Annotated in this window: 17 protein-coding genes and 1 tRNA gene; 7 read left to right on the forward strand and 11 right to left on the reverse strand. The window is 70.5% G+C overall.

Annotated features, from left to right (window positions below):
• Window positions 1-212: 212 nt before the first annotated feature.
• From HUA78_RS02500 to HUA78_RS02520, 5 genes are all read right to left on the reverse strand, one after another.
• Entirely contained in the window at window positions 213-1,079 is an 867-nt protein-coding gene (locus HUA78_RS02500) for a carboxypeptidase regulatory-like domain-containing protein (RefSeq protein WP_174475585.1), read from the reverse strand.
• Window positions 1,080-1,163: 84 nt separating this feature from the next.
• Window positions 1,164-2,018 carry an ABC transporter permease gene (locus HUA78_RS02505; protein ID WP_141642754.1) on the reverse strand — a complete coding sequence of 285 codons (855 nt, stop codon included), beginning with the start codon at window positions 2,016-2,018 and terminating at the stop codon, window positions 1,164-1,166.
• Entirely contained in the window at window positions 2,015-3,004 is a 990-nt protein-coding gene (locus tag HUA78_RS02510) for an ABC transporter ATP-binding protein (protein WP_174453350.1), read from the reverse strand. The genes HUA78_RS02505 and HUA78_RS02510 overlap by 4 nt, the downstream gene beginning before the upstream one ends.
• Before the next feature lie 30 nt (window positions 3,005-3,034).
• Window positions 3,035-3,919: a heme o synthase gene (gene cyoE, locus HUA78_RS02515; RefSeq protein ID WP_141642756.1), complete on the reverse strand. Its 885-nt coding sequence runs from the start codon at window positions 3,917-3,919 to the stop codon at window positions 3,035-3,037.
• A 308-nt stretch (window positions 3,920-4,227) separates the two neighbouring features.
• On the reverse strand, window positions 4,228-6,474 hold the full coding sequence (locus tag HUA78_RS02520) for a tetratricopeptide repeat protein (protein ID WP_174475586.1): 2,247 nt from the start codon (window positions 6,472-6,474) through the stop codon (window positions 4,228-4,230).
• A 308-nt stretch (window positions 6,475-6,782) separates the two neighbouring features.
• Between HUA78_RS02520 and HUA78_RS02525 the strand changes: the two genes are divergently transcribed.
• The 4 genes from HUA78_RS02525 (at window position 6,783) to HUA78_RS02540 (ending at window position 12,295) form a co-directional block, all read left to right on the forward strand.
• A tRNA-Ala gene (locus HUA78_RS02525) sits at window positions 6,783-6,858 on the forward strand.
• A 107-nt stretch (window positions 6,859-6,965) separates the two neighbouring features.
• Window positions 6,966-7,568 (forward strand): DUF2760 domain-containing protein, encoded by a 603-nt coding sequence (locus HUA78_RS02530; RefSeq protein WP_174461365.1) that lies wholly within the window; start codon window positions 6,966-6,968, stop codon window positions 7,566-7,568.
• A gap of 61 nt (window positions 7,569-7,629) precedes the next feature.
• A complete protein-coding gene (locus HUA78_RS02535; protein WP_174475587.1) occupies window positions 7,630-9,492 on the forward strand; it encodes an Hsp70 family protein in 1,863 nt (620 codons plus the stop codon).
• A 25-nt stretch (window positions 9,493-9,517) separates the two neighbouring features.
• On the forward strand, window positions 9,518-12,295 hold the full coding sequence (locus HUA78_RS02540; protein WP_174453346.1) for an Hsp70 family protein: 2,778 nt from the start codon (window positions 9,518-9,520) through the stop codon (window positions 12,293-12,295).
• Window positions 12,296-12,372: 77 nt separating this feature from the next.
• Here HUA78_RS02540 and HUA78_RS02545 read toward each other — a convergent pair whose 3' ends face one another.
• The 3 genes from HUA78_RS02545 to HUA78_RS02555 all read right to left on the reverse strand — a co-directional run bounded on the left by HUA78_RS02545 (window position 12,373) and on the right by HUA78_RS02555 (window position 16,134).
• Window positions 12,373-12,762: a hypothetical protein gene (locus tag HUA78_RS02545; protein ID WP_141645569.1), complete on the reverse strand. Its 390-nt coding sequence runs from the start codon at window positions 12,760-12,762 to the stop codon at window positions 12,373-12,375.
• A gap of 225 nt (window positions 12,763-12,987) precedes the next feature.
• Window positions 12,988-14,781, reverse strand: a complete 1,794-nt coding sequence (locus HUA78_RS02550; RefSeq protein ID WP_174475588.1) for a bifunctional UDP-sugar hydrolase/5'-nucleotidase — start codon at window positions 14,779-14,781, stop codon at window positions 12,988-12,990.
• A gap of 45 nt (window positions 14,782-14,826) precedes the next feature.
• The gene (locus HUA78_RS02555) at window positions 14,827-16,134 is read right to left on the reverse strand and encodes a myxosortase-dependent phytase-like phosphatase (protein WP_141645571.1); all 1,308 of its coding nucleotides are present in this window, start codon (window positions 16,132-16,134) and stop codon (window positions 14,827-14,829) included.
• Between the two features lie 141 nt (window positions 16,135-16,275).
• Here HUA78_RS02555 and gmd point away from each other — a divergent pair, with 141 nt between their 5' ends.
• The 3 genes from gmd (at window position 16,276) to HUA78_RS02570 (ending at window position 18,878) form a co-directional block, all read left to right on the forward strand.
• Window positions 16,276-17,250 (forward strand): GDP-mannose 4,6-dehydratase, encoded by a 975-nt coding sequence (gene gmd, locus HUA78_RS02560; RefSeq protein WP_141645572.1) that lies wholly within the window; start codon window positions 16,276-16,278, stop codon window positions 17,248-17,250.
• The gene (locus HUA78_RS02565; protein ID WP_141645573.1) at window positions 17,251-18,189 is read left to right on the forward strand and encodes a GDP-mannose 4,6-dehydratase; all 939 of its coding nucleotides are present in this window, start codon (window positions 17,251-17,253) and stop codon (window positions 18,187-18,189) included.
• 128 nt (window positions 18,190-18,317) lie between these two features.
• Window positions 18,318-18,878: an NADAR family protein gene (locus tag HUA78_RS02570; protein WP_141645574.1), complete on the forward strand. Its 561-nt coding sequence runs from the start codon at window positions 18,318-18,320 to the stop codon at window positions 18,876-18,878.
• Here HUA78_RS02570 and HUA78_RS02575 read toward each other — a convergent pair.
• From HUA78_RS02575 to HUA78_RS02585, 3 genes are read right to left on the reverse strand one after another with little or no spacing between them, the layout of a single operon-like run.
• Window positions 18,829-19,554 carry a hypothetical protein gene (locus HUA78_RS02575; RefSeq protein WP_141645575.1) on the reverse strand — a complete coding sequence of 242 codons (726 nt, stop codon included), beginning with the start codon at window positions 19,552-19,554 and terminating at the stop codon, window positions 18,829-18,831. The two genes, HUA78_RS02570 and HUA78_RS02575, sit on opposite strands and share 50 nt — an antisense overlap.
• A 25-nt stretch (window positions 19,555-19,579) precedes the next feature.
• Entirely contained in the window at window positions 19,580-20,110 is a 531-nt protein-coding gene (locus HUA78_RS02580) for a hypothetical protein (RefSeq protein ID WP_141645576.1), read from the reverse strand.
• A gap of 55 nt (window positions 20,111-20,165) precedes the next feature.
• Window positions 20,166-21,269, reverse strand: a complete 1,104-nt coding sequence (locus tag HUA78_RS02585; protein WP_174475589.1) for a glycosyltransferase family 1 protein — start codon at window positions 21,267-21,269, stop codon at window positions 20,166-20,168.
• Window positions 21,270-21,298: the final 29 nt, after the last annotated feature.

The raw sequence follows: 21,298 nt of genomic DNA on the forward strand, positions 1-21,298 counted from the left end.
GCGGCACGCGACACGGGCCTGGATTCAGTCCCGCATCGCGGAGACAGGCGCGGGTCTACTTCTTCGCGGAGGCATCCCCGGCGGCACGCGACACGGGCCCGGATTCAGGCGCGCATCGCGAAGACAGGCGCGGGTCTACTTCTTCGCGGCTTCCTCGGCGGCACGCGACACGGGCCTGGATTCAGTCCCGCATCGCGGAGACAGGCGCGGGTCTACTTCTTCGCGGACGTGTCCTCGGAGGAGAACGCGAAGGAGACCTCGGCCGGAGCACCGTCCTTCACCGTGACTTCGGTCGTCTTCGTCCCGAGCGTCTCGTGCCACGCCTCCACGGTGTACGTGCCCGCGGGCAGCCCCTGAAGCGCGAAGGCGCCATCCGCGCCCGTCGTGGCGAAGTACGGGTTCGGGTTGCTCACCACGAACGCGGTCATCCACGGGTGCACGTCGCACTTGAGCTTCAACACGTCATCCGCCGGAGGCACGGGCTTCTGGACCGGCGCGCCCGAGGGCGGCTGCGCGACGTTGAAGGCCGCCTTCGTCCCCACCACGCCGCGCACGTTGTGCAGCGTGCCGTCGCTGTTCTTGAAGACGACCGATTGCCCCGCCACCGCGCCCTGGACGCGAGGCACATAGGTGCACTTCGTCTGGTCCACCACCACCGGAGCACTCGGCGCGGCCGGAGCCCCGGCCACGGTCCCCTTCACGCGCACCAGCACGTTCTGGAGCTTGCCGTCCTTCACCAGCACCGCCTCGTCCTTCGAGCCGCGCCCATCGCAAGCCGGGTCGGTGTTCGGCGGCAGGTCGGCCGCGGCGGGAGGCGTGCCGGTGAACGTCACAGTCCCCTTCACCGCACCGTTGCCCGCGGGCACGGCGACCTTCCCCTGTTCGTTCCCCGGGTCCTTGTCCGCCTGAATCGGCGTCGCCGCGTGCTCGGCGCCAGGCTCCGTCGCGCGGGCCGCCGAGGGAGGCGGTGCCTGGGTGGTAGGTGGCGGAGTGGCGGGAGCCTCCTCCTTCTTGCAAGCGGGCAGGGCCAGCAGCCCCGCGGCTCCCAGCATCGACAGGCCGAGCGTGCGCAGCGTCATCGTGCAATCTCCTCGGTGAACCAGTTCATCGTCCGCGTCCCCTCGTAGTCAAAGGACGCCGACCTGTCCAACGGCGCGTCCGCGCTATTCGCGACGGCTGACGCTCACCGCGGCCAGTCCGACGAACACCGTCGCGAACGCGAGCAGCACCGGCACCTCCAGCCCCGTCCCCGACATGGGCGAGCCCACCACCACCGACGCCTCCGCGCCGTAGAGCGCCCGACGCACGCCCTCCACGGAGAAGCGCATGGGGTTGAGCACCATCACCCACGACAACCACGTCCCCGCGCCCTTGAGCGGGAACATCGCCCCGGACAGCACCCACATGGGCAGCAGCACGATGCTCATCACCGCGTGGTAGCCCGCGCTTGAGCGCACCCACCACGCCAGCGACATGCCCATGCCCGTCAGCGCCAGCGCCGACAGCACCATCACCGAGAACAGCAGCGGCAGGTTGACGGTGGCCGCGCTCACGCCCGCCAGCGGCGCCAGCAGCAAGAACAGCGACGCCTGCATCAGCGCGATGGCAGACGAGCCCAGCGCCTTGCCCAGCACCACCGCCAGCCGCGAGCCCGGCCCGGCGAGCACCGCCTGGAGGAAGCCCTCGCGCCGGTCCTCGATGACGGTAATCGTCGCGAAGATGGCACTGAACAGCAGCACCATGGTGACGACGCCCGGGAAGAAGAACTGCTGGTAGCCGAGCCCCTGCGCGCCCTCGACGCGGAACGAGCCGGCGAAGCCCGAGCCGATGACGAACCAGAACAGGATGGGCTGCGCCAACGCGCCCACGACGCGGCTGGGCTGACGGAAGAAGCGCACCACGTCGCGCGCCATCAGCACGCGCACCGTCGCCCACTGCAACGCGAGCGTCCCAGGAAGGGACGGCGCCGGAGCGACGGCTGTCACGGGGGGTTGCGCGGTGGAAATCTCGGCGGTCATCGGCGTTTCCTCGGCGCGGGCTCCGCGGCCGGCACATCGGCGCCCAGCGCGCGCCCGGTGAGCTGGAGGAACACGTCCGCCAGCGTGGGCCGGCGCAACGAGACGGACGACAACCTGCCTGCCGGAAAGGCCTCCACCAGCCGAGGCACCAGCGCATGCCCCTGCCGGGCCTCCACCTGCACCTTCCCCTCCACCACCTTCGCGTCCACGCCCAGCTTCTCGCGCACCTCGCGCGCCAGCGTCTCGGGGTCGGCCGCCTCCACGGTGAGGATGTCCCCACCCATGCGCGAGGCCAGCGCGGCCGGCGTGTCGCACGCCACCAGCCTGCCCGCGTCGAGCACCGCCAGCCGGTCACACACCTCCGCCTCGTCGGCCCGGTGCGTGGTCAGCAGCACGGTGATGCCCTCCGCGTCGCGCAGCCGCTTCAGGTGCGCCCAGAAGGTGCGGAAGGCCGCCTCGTCCAGGCCCTGCGTGGGCTCGTCCATCAGCACCACGCGCGGCTGATGCACCAGCGCTCGCGCCAGCTCCAGCCTGCGGCGCATGCCACCGGACCACGTGCCCACGCGCTCATCACCCCGGTCCGCGAGGCCGATGAGCGTGAGCATCGACTCCACCCGCTCGCGCGCCCGCTCCCCGGTCAGCCCGTACAGCCGGGCCCCGAGCATCAGGTTCTCCCGCGCGGTGAGCAGGTCATCCAGGCTGCCGCGCTGGAAGATGATGCCCATCTGCCGGCGCAGGGCCGGGTCGCTGAGCGACAGCTCCCGCCCCGCGAAGCGCACCTGACCCGAGTCCGGGGCCAGCAGGCCCGCCAGAATCTGGAAGGTGGTGGACTTGCCCGCGCCATTGGGGCCCAGGAGGCCCAGGATTTCGCCGGGCCGCACGGACAGCGTCAAACCGTCCACGGCGACGCGGCCCTTGAAACGTCGGGTCAGCCCCTCGAGGTGGAGCAGCGGAACCGGAGGGGTGGAGACCGAGGTATCAGGCATGGGGCGGTGTGTCCCGCCGGCACCCGCGCGCTAGCCGCGCGGAACGCGGTCCAGGCTCAGCGCCGCGAACAGTCCGGTAAGGTAGATCAACGAGAAGAAGAACGCCTGCCGCGCCCAGGGCTTCCCGAGTCGGCGGAAGAACCCCCACGCTCCCAGGCCCAGGAAGCTCAGGCCCAGCGCCACCGCCGCCGCCAGGTACCAGGAGCCGGCGATGTGCAGTTGGAAGGGCAACAGCGTCATCGGCACCAGCGCCACCAGGTAGAGGACAATCTGGGCGCGGCTGGACTCGTCCCCGCGCTCCAGGGGCACCGACTTGAGACCCGCCGCCGCGTACTCCTCCTTGCGGAACAGGGCGATGGCGATGAAGTGCGGCATCTGCCACAGGAAGAGGATGGCGAAGAGCGAGAAGCCGCCCGCGTCCAGCCGGTCCGTCACCGCCGTCCAGCCCATGAGCGGAGGCAGCGCGCCCGGCACCGCGCCCACCAGCATGGCCGCCGAGGTGCGCGCCTTGAGCGGCGTGTACGCCAGCACGTAGCTGAGCAGCGCCAGCAGGCCCAGGGCCGCCGTCAGCACGTTGGCCCCCAGCGCGAGCGCAGGCAGGGACACCGCCGCCAGGGAGATGCCGAACCACAGCGCCACCGCCGGCTCCATCCGCCCGGAGGGCAGTGGCCGGTTCTGCGTGCGGGCCATGAACCGGTCGCTGTGACGCTCCCAGTAGCAGTTGAGCGCGTTGGCCGCGCCCACCGTGCCGGCCGTGGCCAGCAACGTCACCAGGGCATTTCCCGTGGCCAGCGGTCCAGGCGCCAGCCACATGCCACCCGCGGTGGTGATGAGGACGAGGCTCGACAGCCTCGGCTTCATCAGGGAGATCAGGTCGGACGCGGTCGTCGACATGGACTCTGCACGCGCGCTCAAGCGGACTCCAGGGGAGGGCGTGACAGGGGCACTGCCGACGCGTTGACGGCCCTCCCATACAAGCACCACCCGGGGGTGGGCAAGGACACGTCACCGCGACAGGGCGCCCGCGAACGGCCGCCCGCCCGGCACCCTTGGGGGGCCCGGGTCCGCGTCTTCGTGTCCTGACAATCGTGGGAAGGCAAACACCTGGGGCATAGCCTCGGGCCCGGGCCACATCAACCCAGGCCCGCGGGCACGATGCGCGCCGTGCTGCCCGCGCGCATCAGCCCCGCTTGTCCGACCCCGGCGACGGAGTCGGACCCCGCTCACCCTCCGGAGAGGGAGCGAGCGGCGTTGGCGTGCTCACCGCTCGGCTCGCGCTTGAGGTACTCCTGCGCCAGCATCTTCGCCTTCGGGGTCTGCTTGGCGTCCTTCGAGAGCAGCGTGGCGTAGTAGTAGTACGCCGGGGTGAAGCCCTCGTCGGCGTTGAGCGCGCGCTGGTACGTCTCGTCCGCCTTCGCCGCGTCGCCCTTGCCCTGGAAGACGCGCGCCAGCTCGGTGAGCGCCACGGCCGACCGCTCGGGCTGACCGACGAACTCCTGGCTCGCCTTCTCCAACTGCTCCTGGGCCTTGGGCCAGTCGGAGCGCTCCCGGTAGATGGTGCCCATGGCCAGGCGGGCCTCGGGGTTCTTCGCCTTCGGGTCCTTCACGGCGCGCTGGTACTGCGTCAGGGCGTCATCCAGCTTGCCCTGGCGGCGCAGGGCGTTGCCCAGCATGACCACCAGCTTGGGGCTGTCGCCCATCGTCTTGAGGGCGGTCTGGAGCGCCTCGGCGGCTTCCTTCTCGCCACCCTGCTTGCCCATGAGGGCCTTGGCCAGCTCGACGTGGAACTGGGCGCGCGAGGAGTCCACGCGGATGGCCTTGCGAATCTCCTCGGCGGCCTGCTCGAAGTTGCCTTCCGTCAGGAGCCGGCGGCCCTTGATGAGGTGCAGCTCCGGGTTCTGCTTGTCGAGCGAGAAGCCCGTCTCCTCGCTCTTGAGCATCTCCGCGCGCGCCTTGTCCTTCTCCAGCGGCACCGCGGTGGCCTCCACCAGCTTCTGCTGCACGTCCGGCTTCAGCTCCGGCAGTTCGGCGGACACGCGGCTGACCAGCAGCGAGCGCGCCAGATGCGCGGCGGCCAGCTGACGGGGCGACGGCGGCGGCTCCGCCTCCAGCAGCTTCTTGAGCATCGTCTGGACCAGGCCGAAGTTGGGCTCATCCTGCTCCAGCATCAGCAGGGAGCGGCCCAGGAGCGACTCGGGGTGGTCCTTCGCGTAGCGCAGCGCGAGGTCGTAGTTCTTCCAGGCGGTGTTGTCCTGGCCCAGCCGGCGGTAGACGGCGCCCAGGCCGGAGTAGACGCGCGGGTCGTCCGGAGCGAGCGTCTGCGCGCGCTCCAGGGTGTCCCGCGCGCGGTCCAGGTCGCCCGCGTTCATCTGGATGAGGCCCAGCGTCAGGTACAGGAGCGAGCTGGAGCGTCCCTGTGAGTCCAGGGCCCGCACCTTCTCCTCCAGCTTGCCCAGCGCGTCCTTGCCCTTGCCGCCGTACGTCTGGACGAGCGCCTCGGCCGCGATGAGGTGCGAGCTGACGTCGCCCGCCTTCATGCCCGCGGCCAGATGCTCCTCGGCGCGACGGCGTGCATCGTCACCACCGCCGTGCTCACCCCAGCGGATGGCGTAGGCGTACGCCAGGTAACCATGGGCCAGACCGGAGTCGGAGTTCACCTCCAGCGCCTTGTCGGCCTCCTCGCACGCCTTCTTGTAGCTGTCGAAGGAGTCGCGCTTGAGGAGCTCCGCGGAGCCTTCCAGGTGCTTCTTCAGCTCGCGGGAGATCTTCCGGGTGTGCGCCGTGTACCAGCCGTAGCCACCGGCGAACACCGGGATGGCCACCAGCAGCGCCAGCGTCACCAGCTTGCCGCGTCCACTGGAGGCACGCCCACCGCCGCGATGCCGGGGCGAGTCGTCATCCTCGTCGTCCACCTCTTCCACCACCACCTGCTGCGGGCGGCGTTGGGGGGTGGCGCGCTGGGGCGCCTCGTTGCGCACCGGGGCGGAAGGGCCCGCAGGAGGGCGCGGAGTCGACGGGGGCCTCGGCGTGGGCGCGACGGAAGCCTGCGCCTCCGCGCCCGCCGTGGCGGCGACGTTGGAGAGGGCCGACGCGGACTGCTGGGTGGCGGACGGAGTCAGCACCGGCGGCGCGACGACCGGCGCGGGCGCGGCGGGGCGCGGCGGCTCGATTTTGTGCTGCTGCAGCAGCGTGACGGTGTCCGGGTCTCCCGGATCCACGCTGTAGGCCTTGAGGAGGTTCGCCTTGCCGGGCTCGGCTTCACCCGTCTTGAGCTGGATGGCGCCAGCCAGCCGCAGCGCGGCCTTGTCCTCGGGTTGGACCTGGAGCGCGCCGAGCGCTTCTTCCAGGGCCTTCTTGTCCTTGCCCTGGTCGGCATAGACACGGGCCAGGAGGACGCGCGGGTCCGCGGCGTTGGGATGCGCCTTCACGCCCTTCTTGCAGACGACCATCGCCTCCATGAAGCGACCCATGCTCAGGTACGCTTCGGCCAAGGGCTTATAGGCGGCGGACGAAGGGTCTGAAGCGAACGCGTGTTCGAGCTTCGCGAGCTCGGCCGGGCTCAACGTCTTTGAAGGGGAGGTAGACATTACCGGGGGGAGGGACACCGGGCGGGAAGGGTACGCCTGAGAAGAAGGGTTTTTATGGCATCCGCTGCGCGGCACGTCAATCGCACGGATGCGTTGCGAAGGCTTGCGCTTGACAGCAAGAAAGGGGTCCGGTACTAGCCCGTTCACCTCGGCGGCCCAAACGCCGGGGCGCAGCGCGCAGGGCCCGTAATGGGGGTGTAGCTCAGTTGGGAGAGCGTCGCGTTCGCAATGCGAAGGTCGTCGGTTCGATCCCGTCCACCTCCACCATGTTGAAAACGAAGGGCCTCACGGGAAACCGTGAGGCCCTTTGCATTTGGGGGCATTTCGGGCAACTGCCGAATTGCAAAGCAGGCGGGCTTTGTTATCCGGAGTCGATGACTGACCCGTCTGCCTCGCTGTCGTTCTTCGCGCGCTTCTGGCTCGCCTGGCTCTGCTTCTGGCGCTGCCTCGTGTCCGGCGACTTCGCTCGCGCCGTGCTGCCCGCCAGCCGGGCCTACGACGCCGGGCAGCTGAACCTCCTGCCTTCCGAGACCCCGTCCCCCACCCCCACGGTGGAGAAGGCCCCCCCGCCCCCCCCTGCCCTGCCGCCCGAGCGCGAGCACGCCAGCGCCCTGGCGCTGCTGGCCATGCTCCAGCGGGAAGGTCGGCTGGTGGACTTCCTCCAGGAGAACGTGGCCGCCTTCTCGGACGCCGAGGTGGGCGCCGCCTGCCGCACCGTCCATGAAGGGTGCCGCAAGGTGATGGGCCAGTACTTCACGCTCCAGGCGGTGCTCCCCCAGTCGGAGGGGGACCAGGTCACCGTGCCCGTGTCCTTCGATGCCCAGCGCATCCGCCTCATCGGCAACGTGACGGGCCAGCCTCCGCACACCGGCACGCTGCGCCACCACGGGTGGGTGACGTCGGAGGTGAAGTTTCCGGTCGTGAGCCCCGCCATGGACCCGCGAGTGCTCGCTCCAGCGGAAGTCGAGCTCGCCTGAGCGTCGCTCAGCGGACGCGCAGACCGGACAAAAGGGAGCCCTCAAGGAGTTCAAGCCCGATATGGCCCGCTATTCCATCGGCATCGACCTTGGCACCACGCACTCCGCGGTGTCGTACTTCAACCTCGAGGACAGCAAGGCCCGGGGACGCGCGCAGTCGATGTTGCCAATCCCCCAGCTGACCGCGCCCGGCACGCTGGAAGCGCGCCCGCTGCTGCCCTCCTTCCTCTATCTGCCCTCCGCCCAGGAGTTTCCCCAGGGCAGCCTCGCCCTGCCGTGGAACAAGGACGCCACCTCCATCATCGGAGAGTTCGCCCGCTCCCACGGAGCCAAGGTCCCCACCCGGCTGGTCTCCTCCCCCAAGAGCTGGCTGTCCCACCCCGGCGTGGACCGGCGCTCGGCGCTGTTGCCGTGGCAGGCCCCGGAGGACGTGCAGCGCGTGTCCCCGCTGGACGCGTCCGCGCGCTTCCTGCGCCACCTCAAGGAGGCGTGGGACACGACCTTCGCCCAGGGAGATGACGAGTCCGGCAACGCGCTGGCCACCCAGGACGTCATCGTCACCGTCCCCGCGTCCTTCGATGCGGCGGCGCGCGAGCTGACGCTGGAGGCCGCGAAGGCGGCGGGAATCGAACACCTCACCCTGCTCGAGGAGCCGCAGGCCGCGCTGTACGCGTGGCTGGAGGCGATGGGGGAGAACTTCCGGCAGCAGGTGAAGCCCGGCGAGGTCATTCTCGTGGTGGACGTGGGCGGCGGCACCTCCGACTTCTCCGTCATCACCGTGCGAGACAGCGGTGGCGAGGTGGAGCTGCTGCGCGTGGCGGTGGGCGACCACATCCTGTTGGGTGGCGACAACATGGACCTGGCGCTGGCGCACACGCTCAACCAGCGCCTGGCGGCCGACGGCAAGAAGCTGGACCCGTGGCAGTTCAACGCCCTCACCCACGGCTGCCGGCAGGCGAAGGAGACGCTGTACGGTGACACCTCGCTGGACAAGGTGCCCATCTCCATCCCCGGCCGGGGCTCGTCGCTCATCGGCGGCACGCTGCGCACGGAGCTGACGCGCGAGGAGCTGGACCGCGTCCTCACCGACGGCTTCTTCCCCGTGACACCCCTGGCGGAGCTGCCCCGCACCGCGCGGCGCATGGGCCTGGCGCAGATGGCGCTGCCCTACGCGCAGGACCCGGGCGTCTCGCGGCATCTGGCGGCCTTCCTCACGCGGCAGGCCCAGGCGCTGGCGGCCAGCCACGACGCGCCGGTGGAAGTGGGCGACAAGTCCTTCCTCCACCCGACGGCGGTGCTCTTCAACGGTGGCGTCTTCAAGGCGGGCCCTCTCAAGGAGCGCGTCATGGAGGTGCTCAACATGTGGCTGAAGGCGGACGGGGGGGAGCCCGCCAAGGAGCTGGAGGGCGCGGACCTGGACCTCGCGGTGGCGCGCGGCGCGGCGTATTACGGCTGGGTGCGCCAGGGCAACGGCCTGCGCATCCGCGGTGGCACGGCGCGCGCGTACTACGTGGGCGTGGAGTCGGCGATGCCCGCGGTGCCCGGCTTCGAGCCTCCGGTGAAGGCGCTGTGCGTGGCGCCCTTCGGCATGGAGGAAGGCACGCAGGCGGATGTGCCGCCGCAGGAGTTCGGCCTCGTCACCGGCGAGCCCACCAGCTTCCGCTTCTTCTCCTCCTCCATGCGGCGCGACGACAAGGTCGGCGTCATGGTGGATGACGTGGCGGACGAGCTGGCGAAGGGGGAGATGGAGGAGCTGGCCCCCATCGAGACCACCATGCCCGGACAGGCCTCGGCCTTTGGCGACCTGACCCCCGTCAACCTGCAGGCCGCGGTGACGGAGGTGGGGACGCTGGAGCTGCGGTGCCTGGAGAAAGGTGGCGCCGGACGCTGGAAGCTGGAGCTCAACGTCCGCATGAAGGAGTAGAACGCCGGCCGGCAAACGGAGGTGTATGCGAATCGTTGGCATCGACCTGGGCACCACCCACTGCGCGGTGGCGTCCGTGGACCCCGCCCGGGGCGCGAGCGCGCCCGTGGAGGACTTCCCCGTCCCTCAGCTGGTCCGTCAGGGGGAGGTGGCGCCGCGCGCGCTGCTTCCCTCCACCGTGTACGTGCCGGCGGGGCACGAGCTGAGCGCCGAGTCCCTCCGGCTTCCCTGGGGCGATGACGGCGGTCCGTGGGTGGTGGGGGAGCTTGCGCGCTGGCAGGGTGCTCGCGTGCCGGGGCGACTGGTGGCCAGCGCCAAGAGCTGGCTGTGTCACCCGGGCGTGGACCGCTCCGCGCCCATCCTCCCCTGGGGCGCTCCGGCCGACGTCCAGAAGCTGTCCCCCGTCGACGCCAGCGCCCTGCTCCTGACGCACCTGGCGCGCGCCTGGGACTTCACGCACCCGGATGAGCCCCTGTCGAAGCAGGAGGTGGTCATCACCGTCCCCGCCTCCTTCGACGAGGCCGCGCGCGCCCTCACGGTGAGCGCCGCGCGCAAGGCGGGGCTCGAGAAGTTCACCCTGCTCGAGGAGCCCCAGGCCGCCTTCTACGACTACACCGCGCGCCACCGCGCGGAGCTGGAGCAGACGCTCGCGCACGTCCGGCTGGTGCTGGTGGTGGACGTGGGTGGCGGCACCACGGACTTCACGCTGGTGCACGCGGGAGTATCGCCCGAAGGCCCCATGCTGCGGCGCCTCGCGGTGGGTGACCACCTGATGCTGGGGGGCGACAACATGGACGCCGCGCTGGCCCGGCGCGTCGAGGAGAAGCTCCTGACGGACGGACGCCGCCTGTCCGCTACGCAGTGGACGCAGGCGATTCAGGCCGCGCGCACCGCGAAGGAAGCGCTGCTGGGCAAGGCGCCACCGGAGAAGTACGGCGTGTCGCTCGCGGGCGAGGGCAGCCGACTGCTGGGAGGAACGCTGTCGTCCGAGCTGACGCGCGAGGAGGCCCACGCGCTGGTGCTGGACGGCTTCTTCCCGCGCACCCCACCCACGGAGCGGCCTCGCCGCGCCGCGCGCATGGCGCTCCAGGAGCTGGGCCTGCCGTACGTGCAGGACGCGGCGGTGACACGGCACCTGGCGGCCTTCCTCGCGCAGCACGCGGCGGCGGGCTTCGCGGCCCTGGGAGAGACGCCTGCCTTCGAGGGCGCCCTCCCCCGCCCCGACGCCATCCTCCTCAACGGCGGCGTCTTCAACTCGCCCTGGATTTCGCAGCGACTGGTGGAGGCCGTGTCCGCGTGGTGGCCGGACGCGCCGACCATCTCCCTCTTGCGCCACGAATCGCTGGAGCTGGCCGTGGCGCGGGGCGCGGCGTACTACGGGCTGGTGCGGCGTGGTCACGGCCTGCGCATCGGCGGTGGCGCGGCGCGCGCGTATTACGTGGGCCTGCAGCGCGCGGCGGACAGCGCGGAGCAGCCCGCCCTCTGCCTCATTCCCCGAGGCTTCGAGGAGGGCCAGAAGGTCGACCTGGGTGAGCGCCCCTTCACCCTCACGCTCGGCCGGCCCGTGCAGTTCCAGCTCTACTCGACGACGAGCGACCGCATCGACAAGCCTGGGGACCTGGTGCCGCTGGCGGAGGACTTGAAGCCCCTGCCGCCCATCCACACGCTGCTCAAGGGCGCGGCGGGAAAAGTCGCGGACGTGCCGGTGCACCTCCAGGCGGCGCTGACGGAGATTGGCACGCTGGAGCTGTACTGCGTCTCCGACGTCGCGGACGAGCGGTGGCGCCTGGAGTTCGAGCTGCGCGGCACCGGCGGCTCCCACGAGCTGACCGTCACCGAGTCCATGCCCGCGCGCTTCGCCGAGGCGAAGGACAACATCGAGCGCGTCTACGGCAACAAGCCGCTGCCGCTGGGCTCCAAGGACGTGAAGCAGCTCTCGCGCACGCTGGAGAAGGCACTGGGGCCTCGCGACACGTGGCGCGTGCCGGTGCTGCGCGAGATGTGGAGCACCCTGTACGCGGGCGCCAGCAAGCGCCGTCGCAGCGAGGACCACGAGCGCGTCTTCTACAGCCTCGCGGGCTTCACCCTGCGCCCGGGCTTCGGCTACCCGCTGGACGGCTGGCGCGCGGAGCAGACCTTCAGCCTCTTCGACGCGCTGGTGCAGCACCACTCGGACAAGGCGGTGTGGACGGAGTTCTGGGTGATGTGGCGCCGCATCGCCGGCGGACTCAACGAGGCGCAGCAGCAGAAGCTCTACGTCTACCTCCAGCCGCACCTCGCGAGGAAGGTGCCCCCTGGCGCGCCGCCTTCCGGCAAGCTCAAGGGAATCCAACCCGAGGGGTTGGAGGAGATGGTGCGCACGGCGGCCTCACTGGAGCACCTGTCGCCCTCGGACAAGGCGGAGGTGGGGCGGTGGATCGCCGAGCGGCTGAAGGCCGAGGCAAAATCTGGCGGGCCGTGGGCCTGGGCGCTGGGCCGCCTGGGCGCACGCGTGCCCCTCTACGGCAGCGGCCACAAGGTGGTGGACGTGGAGACCGCGGAGGCGTGGCTCACGCTGCTGCTGGAGCTCGACTTGCGGAAGATTGACGGCGCGCCGTTCGCCGCCGCGCAGCTCGCCCGCCTCACGGGAGACCGCACGCGAGACGTGGACCCGGCCCTGCGCGAGCGCGCGGCGCAGGCGCTCGTCGCCGCGCAGGCGTCGGAGACGTGGGTGCGCATGGTGCGCGAAGTGGTGGCGTTGGAAGCCGCGGATGAAGCACGCGCGCTCGGCGACACGCTGCCGGCGGGCCTGCGACTGTCGTGACGAGGGACTCGAAAACGTCCCTTCAGGTCGGCCAGGACATGGTCGACCCGGAGGGGTGACTTCGGAGCGAAGAGCCTTCAGCCCCGCGCGGGCGTTGCGGGCTCGGCGACCTCGGCGGTGGCCTTGGGAGCGGCGCGCTCTACGACCTGGAGCACCGGCGCGGCCTCGGTGGGCGCGGCGGTGGCCTCGCCCTTGCCAGCCTTGGGCTTCTTGGTGCCCGCGCCCGAGCGGCACGTCCGGCACCAGGGCTGGTTGCGGATGGCGCCGTCCGCCATCTTCCGCAGGCCGAACTGGGCCAGGGGCTTCAGGGTGCGACACTTGATGCACATCAACGAGATGAGCACCTCGTGGCCATCCGCGTCGTAGACGGCGGACTTGCGCCGCTTGCGCGGCTGGGCCTGCCCCGGCTCACGCGGCTTCGCCTTGTCCGGCGGCGGCGGCATCATCGGGGTCACTTTGTAGAGCATGTCAGTCCCTCCGCTCTCGGAGGCCCTCGCACGCAGTCCCTGATGACGGGGCCACCTCGGCACGGGCACTCGCGAGCCCTAGAGTAAGGACTCTTCCTTCCGTTGAAAACTGATCCCAGGCCGAAAAATCGGCCCGGGAGCGTTTCCGCTGATCTTTCCAAGGGTTGGCGGCCCCATTCACCGCCAGCGGATCAGCTCGCGGTCGAATTTTCAGCCCAGGTTCTCTCAGCGAGACGCTGTGGGACACACCTGTGCGACACCGCTGTAGCGCACGCGCCCCAGCGCGGGCGTGGGCAGGACGCCCCCGTGGGAACGGCCGTAGGAGATCAGCGCCTGGCGCAGGTCCATTCCCCGGACCGGGGAGAGTTCGGTGCGCTCGGGAGGCAACGGCCGCGTCACGCCGTCCACGCCGTCACCACCCCGGGCGAGGAAGTCCGGCACCGCCACACGGTAGCGCTGCTCTGGCACGAGCGGCTTGCCGCCCTCCAGCGTGACACCCTGTAGCCGACCGGGCCCGGGGCAGCGGGCCAGCGTCAGCTCCAGTCCCGACACGGCGAACACCGCGCCGCGCTCCACCCCATGGGCCAGCTCCAGCAGGTGCCGCAGCTCGGCGCCGGTGAGCGTGAGCACGGCCACCGTGTTGTCGAAGGGCAGCGCCTGGTAGACGTGGCCGAAGGACAGCGTCCCACCTGGCAGGTCGGCCCGGATGCCTCCGGGGTTCATCACCGCGGCGTCCGCGCCGGCCGCCTCGCGCAGCGCATCCGCGATGAGGTTGCCCAGGGCGCCCTCCTCCGTGAAGCCGCGCGCCAGGGGCGAGGCACAGGAGACGCCCGACGCACGTCCCTGGGACGCATCGACCTCCGCCAGCGTGGGCGCGAGCAGCCGCGTCACTTCCGCATCCGGCTGCATCGGGGTGCCCAGGAAGACCGCGGGCGCGAGCTTCACCTCGGCGCGCTCGCGCAGGCGCCGTGCATCACAGCCGCCATGAGTCGCTTCCACCTGGGTGCACAGGGGAATGGCGGCCTGGATGCGAGTGAGTGACGGGTCCACGCGGCGGCGCACGGGGTCCACGAAGAGTTCCACCACGCCCAGCGAGCGGGCCTGTCCCGTCGTCTCGATGATGGGCACTCCGTCGAAGAAGTGGCCCATCGTCTGGTGCGTGTGCCCCGCCACCACCGCGTCCAGCGTGCCCTGGGGCAGCGCGGCCAGCATGTCGAGAATCTCCGCGTCGCCCCTGTCGCAGCTCGACGTGTCCCGGGGGTTGCGCATGTCGGAGCACTGGCCGCCCGCGTGCGCCACCGCCACCACCACGTCCGCGCCGCGCTCACGCAGGGAGCGTGAGGCCTCGAGCGCCGAGGACGCCAGGGGCGCGAAGCGCAGCGAGGCGACGTTGGCCGGATTGGTGACGCTCGGGGTCGACTCGGTGGTGAGGCCCAGCACGCCGACGCGAAGGCCCTTCACCACGACGATGTGCGTGCCGTCGTTGCCCAGCCACGCGGGAGTCTTCCCTGTCGTCGCGTCGCGGAGGTTGGCGGACAGGAACGGAAAGCGCGCCTGCTTCACGCGCGCCTTGAGGGCGCCGAGCGGGTCCTCACCAGAGCCCGAGGCCATGGGCGCGGGCCCCACGGGCCCGTAGTCGAACTCGTGGTTGCCGATGGCCGCCGCCGTGAACCCCAGGTGGTTGTACACGTCGACGACGATGGCGCCCTCGGTGAGGTTGGACGCCAGCGTGCCCTGGAAGAGGTCGCCACCATCCAGGAGCAGCACGCCTCCAGGGTTGTCCTCGCGCAGCCGCGCGACATACGCGGCGAGGGTGGCGGCGCCGCCCTCCTCCACCGTCCGACCATCCGCGAGCCGCGCGCGGTGCGGCTCCACCTGCCCGTGGAAGTCGTTGAGGCCCACCAGGGTGATGCGCACTGGTGAAGCGGGAAGCGAGGAGACAGGCGCGGAGGGCTGGGTGCCGGCGCAGGCGGCGGCACAAGTCACGAGCGCGAGGAGGAAGGGACGCGAGGAACGCATGAGCGACCGCACTTCATCGTGCCCCGCGCCCCATGGCAACGCGCTTCAGCGCTCGCGGCGTCGGCGCACCGACAACCCCAGGGCCAGCAGGCCGAGGAGCACACTACCGGGCACGGAGGCGGAGGCACACGTGCAGCCAGACGTGTCGTTGTCGAGGTCGATACCGCCACCGCCCGGCGAGGGGCGCCCGCCGCCCCCTCCGATTCCGCCCCCATCCGAGCCGCCATCCGAACCCGCGTCGGTGCCACCGTCGCCCGTCGACGGCCGGGTGTCCACGCGCAGCGGCGGCGTGAAGGCCGCGGCCACGGCCTCCCACCGCAGCAGCTTCAGGTTGTCCGTGCCGCCATTGTTGGAGTCCTGCGCGACGAAGAGTCCCTGGGGGAACTCCAGCCCCATCGGCAGCGCCGACACCGCCAGCGCGCGCGGCGCCTCCACCGCGTCGAGGCCTCCATCCCCCGCTGTCACACGGAACGAACCCAGGAAGGCATACGTGCGGCGATCCAACACGGCGAACGTGCCCGCGCCCGTGTCCGCCGCCAGCAGGTAACCCTCCGCGTTGGCCGCGCGGTACAGCGCCAGGCGGTTGACGGTGCTGGACAGGTTGCTGCCCGTCGCCGACAGGGACGCCACCAGGACGCGGCTGGTACCGCCGTTGGGCTCCGCGTTGTAGCGCCAGATGGCCTCGCCAGCCTGCACGACGTAGACGAAGCCCAGCTCCTCATCGGCGACCAGCCCGGTGATGGGGCCTCCCACGTCGATGGCCGGACGCACCAGCGTGGAGGACAACCCGCCATCCTCTCCGGACAACTCGAACTGCTGCAGGGAGCCGTCCGCGGTCCCCGCGAACACGAAGAAGCGACCGGTGCCGGGGCTGCGATAGAGCGCCACGGTGTTGAACGTCGTGCTGTTGGCGACGAACGGCCCCACGCCAATCCGCTGCACCCGATTCGTCGTCTGGAAACCATCCACGACGTAGGCCGACAACCCGACGACGGTGTTCGCCGTCACCGCCAGGGAACGCGTCGACGGCCCCAGCCGGAAGCCATCCCGGACCGCGACGCTCACCGTGGGTCCATCCTGCTCCTGCTCCAGTTGTTGACCATCCAACCCGAAGGTGGAGAGGCCGGAGTTCTGATTGTCATAGGCCGTGAGCAGCAGCCCGATGCCCGCATCCCCCTGCCCCGCGACGGGCGACCCTACCCAGACAGCGACGTCCTGGATGAGACCGCCTGTCGCGGCGGGCCCGGGCGTCGTCTCCCGGAAGGCGGGGACCTGCAAGGGTTGGGTGGATTGAGCGGAGGCAACGGAGCCGGCGACGACAGCCGCCAGGGCGAAGACGAGAGGGTGACGCATGACCAAGGCTCCAGGCAGGTGGGTCCTCCCTAACTTCGCACGAGGGGTGTGCCTTTCAAGTACGAAGCCAGAGGGAACGGTTGGCTCCGGGCAACCGCGTCAGGTACAAAGTGCGTCTTCCAGCCAACAGCGAAAAAGACCATGGCGACCAAGCGCGCACTCATTACTGGCATCACGGGGCAGGACGGCAGCTATCTGGCGGAGCTTCTTCTGTCGAAGGGCTACGAGGTGCACGGCATGGTGCGCCGCTCGTCGGAAGAGAAGTTCGAGCGCATCCAGCACCTGCACGGCAAGATTCAGCTCCACCAGGGAGACCTGCTGGACCAGTTCTCGCTCGCGGCGCTGCTCAATCTGGTCAAGCCGGACGAGGTCTACAACCTCGCGGCCCAGTCCTTCGTCCCCACCAGCTGGAACCAGCCGGTGCTCACCGGTGAGTTCACCGCGCTGGGCGTGACGAAGATGCTGGAGGCCATCCGCCACACGCGGCCCCAGGTGCGCTTCTACCAGGCGTCTTCGAGCGAGATGTTCGGCAAGGTGCTGGAGGTCCCCCAGACGGAGGACACGCCCTTCTATCCGCGCAGCCCGTACGGCGTGGCCAAGGCGTACGGCCACCACATCACCGTGAACTACCGGGAGTCCTTCGGCCTGTTCGCGGTGAGCGGCATCCTCTTCAACCACGAGTCTCCGCGCCGTGGCCTCGAGTTCGTCACGCGCAAAGTCACGTACAACGTGGCGCGCATCAAGCTGGGCCTCCAGGAGAAGCTGCCCATGGGCAACCTGGACGCCAAGCGCGACTGGGGCTTCGCGGGCGACTACGTGGAAGCCATGTGGCTGATGCTCCAGCAGGACCAGGCCGAGGACTACGTGGTGGCCACCAACGAGACGCACACGGTGCGCGAGCTGGTGGAGATCGCCTTCGGCCGCGTGGGGCTGGACTACCAGAAGTTCGTCTTCACCGACCCGGCCTTCGTGCGCCCGGCCGAGGTGGACCTGCTCATCGGCGACCCGGCGAAGGCCAAGGCCAAGCTGGGCTGGGAGCCGAAGGTGCGCTTCAAGCAGCTGGTGGAGATGATGGTCGACGCGGACCTGGAGCGCGTGAAGGCGGGGCAGCGGTAGATGCGGGTTCTCGTCACGGGAGCGGATGGGTTCGTCGGCAGGCATCTGTGCGCGCTTCTGCGCGCCGCCGGTGACGAGGTGGTTGAAGCGCACGGGCCGCGCGGTGAGGGCGTCAGCAGCAGCGCCCTGCACTTCGACGTGGCCAACGAGGCCGCGGTGAAGGCCGCCGTGGCCGAGGCGAAGCCGGACGGCGTCATCCACCTCGCGGGCTTCAGCTCGGTGGCCAAGAGCCACCACAACCCCTCGCGCGTGTTCGCGGTGAACACCATGGGGGTGGTGCATCTGTTGACGGCGCTGCGGGAGAACGCGCCGAAGACGCGCGTCGTCCTCGTGGGCTCGGGTGAGGTGTACGGCCCGGTGCCCGAAGGCACGCGCGCCACCGAGGACACCCCCGCGGTGCCCTTGAGCCCCTACGCGGCCTCCAAGTCCGCGGCGGAGCTGGCGGGTGTGCAGTTCCACCGCAGCTACGGGCTGGAAGTCATGATGGCCCGGCCCTTCAACCACCTGGGCGCAGGTCAGGACCCGACGTTCGTCGTGCCCTCCTTCGCCTCGCAGATTCGAGCGATTGGCCTGGGCACGGTGGACCCGGTGTTGCGCACGGGCAACCTGGACGCGGTGCGCGACTTCTCCCACGTGCGTGACGTGGTGGAGGCCTACCGGCTGCTGCTCGTGAAGGGCGAGCCCGGGCAGGCGTACAACATCTGCAGCGGCGAGGGGCGGACCATCCGCAGCCTGCTGGAGGAGATGCTGTCGCTCGCGGGCGTCAATGCGCGCATCGAGCTGGACCCCGCGCGCCTGCGTCCCTCCGACATCCCCAGCCTCATCGGGGCTCCGGACAAGCTGCGCGCGCTGGGATGGACGCCGAAGCTGACGGTGACGGACGCGCTGCGCGACGTGCTCGGCCCCAAGGTTCCGGGCGCCGCCCGAGCCCAGGGCTGAATCGCCCTGCACGGGAGGTGCCTCGCCTGGGGCGCCTCCCGTCCAGCGGCTGGATGACCGCATGGCGCTTGTCAGGGCCTCGCGCCCCGAACGTTGGTGTACAATCAACACCAACCAGGAGGCTCGCGATGGCTGGCACTCAGCGGCAGGGCAGGTTCACCTTTTTCTGGAAAGAGGAGTCGCCCTTCTCGCAGTGGCACCGCTCCGAGTTCGTGGTGGACGGGGTCCACTACGGCTGCACGGAGCAGTACATGATGGCGGGCAAGGCGCGCGTCTTCGGTGACATGGAGGTGCTCGCCAGCATCCTGAAGACCTCGGCGCCCAAGGCGCAGAAGGCGCTGGGTCGCAAGGTGCGGAACTTCGATGCCGCCACGTGGGAGCGTGAGCGGGAGCGCGTCGTCCATGAGGGCAATCGCGCGAAGTTCACCCAGAACGCCTCGCTGCTGGAGGCCCTGCTGGCCACGGCTGGTACGGAGCTGGTGGAAGCCAGTCCCATGGACCGCATCTGGGGTGTGGGGTTGAGCATGGACAATCCCAACATCCAGGACCCCTCCAAGTGGAGGGGACTGAATCTATTGGGCAAGGTGCTGACGCGCCTGCGTGAAGACCTCATCGCGGAGGGCATCACCGTGGCCTCCGTCAGCGCTTCACGTGCGTCCACGCATCCAGCCGCCGCACCAGGGCGGTGAGCGTCCACAAGTCCGCGGGGTTGTCGGGGCGCACCGCGTCCAGGGCGCGCAGGAGAGGCGCCCTGGAGCGCTCCTCGCCCCACTCGGACAACACGCGCAGCGCCATCAGCGAGGACTGACGCGAGAGCAGCTCCAGCAGCACCTCCACCACGCGAGGGCTGCGCTCGTCGGCGAGGCGCTGCACCGCCTCGTGGCGCTCCTCCGGCGTCGAGGCCGGGTCCGCCAGGCGCTCCGCGAGCGCACGGAAGCGCGCCTCGGCCAGGACAGGGCGCGGGCCGGGCGTGTCCCAGTGCTCCACGGTGACGCTCGTACGTCCGAAGGCGACCACCTCGCGGCGCACACCATCGTCGCCGAACAGTCCCATGAGCCGCTCCGGCGCGGGGCGCCCTCCGACGAGCAGTTGCGCCGCGCGCTCCGACAGCTCCGACGAAGCGCCGAGCAGATGAACCCGCAGCACCGTGGCCTCCGCGTGGAAGCGGACTCCTGCGCGGACGCGCTCGGACTTGAGGAACACCTCCGCCATTCCGCCCGCGCGCACGTACCAGCGGTACTCAAGCCACACCGCGCTCGGCCGCAAGGCGAAGCGGTCATCCTCCGCCTCGACGAGCCGAGGGGCTCCTTCCTCCAGGCCGCTGAAGCTGCGCTCCAGTACGGCCAGGGCCTCCGATAGCTTCATGTCGCGTCCAGGTTCTCGATGGGGCTCAGAACGAGTAGCTCACCGGCGCGGACAGGCCGGGCAGAGCCAGCTCCACCGTGCCGGAGTCCTTGCCGGGCTGCGCGGCCCAGGTCTGGGAGACGGTGCTCAAGTCATACCGGAGCTCGGCGAACTTCATGGCCTTGCACCGGTCTCCGTTGGCGTCGTGAATCATCACCAAATTGGCCACGGGCGCAGCGCCAGACTTCTGCTGGAACGTGCCGTCCCAGGCCAGCGTGTACGAGTGCTCCGCGCAACCACCGCCGTGCGAGACGTTGAGCGTCAGGATGTTGCCGTCCACCCTCGCCCCCTCGATGTTGATGGGGTCCTTGGGTTGGGGGTTGGCCCTCACCAGGATGGGCAGCGCCTCGGCCGGCTTCGCCTCTTCACCGGGCGACGGGGCCGCGGACTCCGCGTCGGGCGAGGCCGCCACGTCCTGCTCCACCTGCGGCTCCGCGGGGTCCTGCTTCGCCGGAGCGCTGGCGCACCCGACCAGAAGACCGCTCAGCACGAGACCACTCCACACGAGCTTTCGCATCCGCATCCTCCACTCTCGATTCGCCGCCGAGGCTCCGACGGCGAGGCTCCAACCCTCAGCGTCGGAGCGCGGCCTCATACACCGCCAGCGTTCCTTCCGCCGTCCGTTCCCAGGTGAACTCCGCGGCCCGGGCCCGGCCCTTCTCGGCGAGGGCACCGCGCTCTCCGGGTGAGCGCAGCAGCCGATGGATGGCCTCCGCGAGCCCCTCCGCGTCGTCCGGACTCACCGCCAGGGCCGCGCTGCCGCAGACCTCCGGGAGCGAGCCCGCCGTCGAGACGATGGCCGGAGTTCCCAGCCGCATCGCCTCCAGCGGGGGCAGGCCGAAGCCCTCGTAGCGCGAGGGGAACACGAACAAGGCCGCGCGCCGCATCAGCTCGTAGAACACCGGCTCGGACTGATAGCCGAGCGGGCGGATATCGAGCCCCTCCGAGCGCAGCCGCGCGATGCGTGACTCCACGCGCCCCGAGCCGAACCAGCTCTGTCCCGCCAGCACGAGCGACGCGGGCCGCCCCTGCGCCTTCAGTCGCTCCATCGCGTCCAGCACCAGGTCCACGTTCTTGCGCACGTCGAGCGAGCCCGCGTAGAGGACGAAGTCCTTGGGCAGGGCGAGGGCGCGCAGGAAGTCCACGCTCGTCGCGTCCAGCACGGGCGCGTGGACATGGTCCACGCCGATGGGCACCACCACGGCGCGCGACTCCACTTCCGGGAAGCGCTCCAGCAGGTCCTGCCGCGTGCGCTCGCTGATGCACACCACCCGGTCGGCCAGCATCAGGCTGCGTGACAGCCACAGCCGGAACTGCCAGCGGAACTTCGCCGAGACGGTGTCCGGCATGATGAGCGGAATCAGGTCCAGCACCGTGAGCACGTAGGCCGTGCCGGCTATCCGCGTCAGGGGGAGATTGAAGTTGCCCAGGGCGTGGTACAGCGCGGGCTTCGAGCGCTCCAGCACCCGAGGGAGTCGGGCGAGCGTCCAGGCGGTGCGGCCGCTGGCCCCCCTCGGATGGTCGCCCGAGCCCCGCGCGCCCAGCTTCTCCAACCGCACACCCTTGGCCTCCAGCGCGCCCGCGAGACAGCGGGTGTAGAGGCCGATTCCGGTGGTGGGCTCATCCCAGAGCGTCGCGTCGAAAGCGATGGGGCCGGTGGACACGGTGCGCCTCATACCACGCCCCTGTGATAGGCAGGGCGCGC

Origin of the sequence: Myxococcus sp. CA033 (genome assembly GCF_013336625.1) — a bacterium.
Classification (GTDB): Bacteria; Myxococcota; Myxococcia; order Myxococcales; family Myxococcaceae; genus Myxococcus; species Myxococcus llanfairpwllgwyngyllgogerychwyrndrobwllllantysiliogogogochensis.

Excerpts from the sequence above, each read along its gene's own strand:
- HUA78_RS02540 (WP_174453346.1), top strand. The coding sequence starts at position 9,518 with ATGCGAATCGTTGGCATCGACCTGGGCACCACCCACTGCGCGGTGGCG.
- HUA78_RS02510 (WP_174453350.1), bottom strand. The coding sequence starts at position 3,004 with ATGCCTGATACCTCGGTCTCCACCCCTCCGGTTCCGCTGCTCCACCTC.
- HUA78_RS02570 (WP_141645574.1), top strand. The coding sequence starts at position 18,318 with ATGGCTGGCACTCAGCGGCAGGGCAGGTTCACCTTTTTCTGGAAAGAG.
- HUA78_RS02520 (WP_174475586.1), bottom strand. The coding sequence starts at position 6,474 with ATGGGTCGCTTCATGGAGGCGATGGTCGTCTGCAAGAAGGGCGTGAAG.
- HUA78_RS02575 (WP_141645575.1), bottom strand. The coding sequence starts at position 19,554 with ATGAAGCTATCGGAGGCCCTGGCCGTACTGGAGCGCAGCTTCAGCGGC.
- HUA78_RS02530 (WP_174461365.1), top strand. The coding sequence starts at position 6,966 with ATGACTGACCCGTCTGCCTCGCTGTCGTTCTTCGCGCGCTTCTGGCTC.
- HUA78_RS02550 (WP_174475588.1), bottom strand. The coding sequence starts at position 14,781 with ATGCGTTCCTCGCGTCCCTTCCTCCTCGCGCTCGTGACTTGTGCCGCC.
- HUA78_RS02505 (WP_141642754.1), bottom strand. The coding sequence starts at position 2,018 with ATGACCGCCGAGATTTCCACCGCGCAACCCCCCGTGACAGCCGTCGCT.
- HUA78_RS02500 (WP_174475585.1), bottom strand. The coding sequence starts at position 1,079 with ATGACGCTGCGCACGCTCGGCCTGTCGATGCTGGGAGCCGCGGGGCTG.
- HUA78_RS02545 (WP_141645569.1), bottom strand. The coding sequence starts at position 12,762 with ATGCTCTACAAAGTGACCCCGATGATGCCGCCGCCGCCGGACAAGGCG.
- HUA78_RS02535 (WP_174475587.1), top strand. The coding sequence starts at position 7,630 with ATGGCCCGCTATTCCATCGGCATCGACCTTGGCACCACGCACTCCGCG.
- HUA78_RS02580 (WP_141645576.1), bottom strand. The coding sequence starts at position 20,110 with ATGCGAAAGCTCGTGTGGAGTGGTCTCGTGCTGAGCGGTCTTCTGGTC.
- HUA78_RS02585 (WP_174475589.1), bottom strand. The coding sequence starts at position 21,269 with ATGAGGCGCACCGTGTCCACCGGCCCCATCGCTTTCGACGCGACGCTC.
- HUA78_RS02555 (WP_141645571.1), bottom strand. The coding sequence starts at position 16,134 with ATGCGTCACCCTCTCGTCTTCGCCCTGGCGGCTGTCGTCGCCGGCTCC.
- gmd (WP_141645572.1), top strand. The coding sequence starts at position 16,276 with ATGGCGACCAAGCGCGCACTCATTACTGGCATCACGGGGCAGGACGGC.
- HUA78_RS02565 (WP_141645573.1), top strand. The coding sequence starts at position 17,251 with ATGCGGGTTCTCGTCACGGGAGCGGATGGGTTCGTCGGCAGGCATCTG.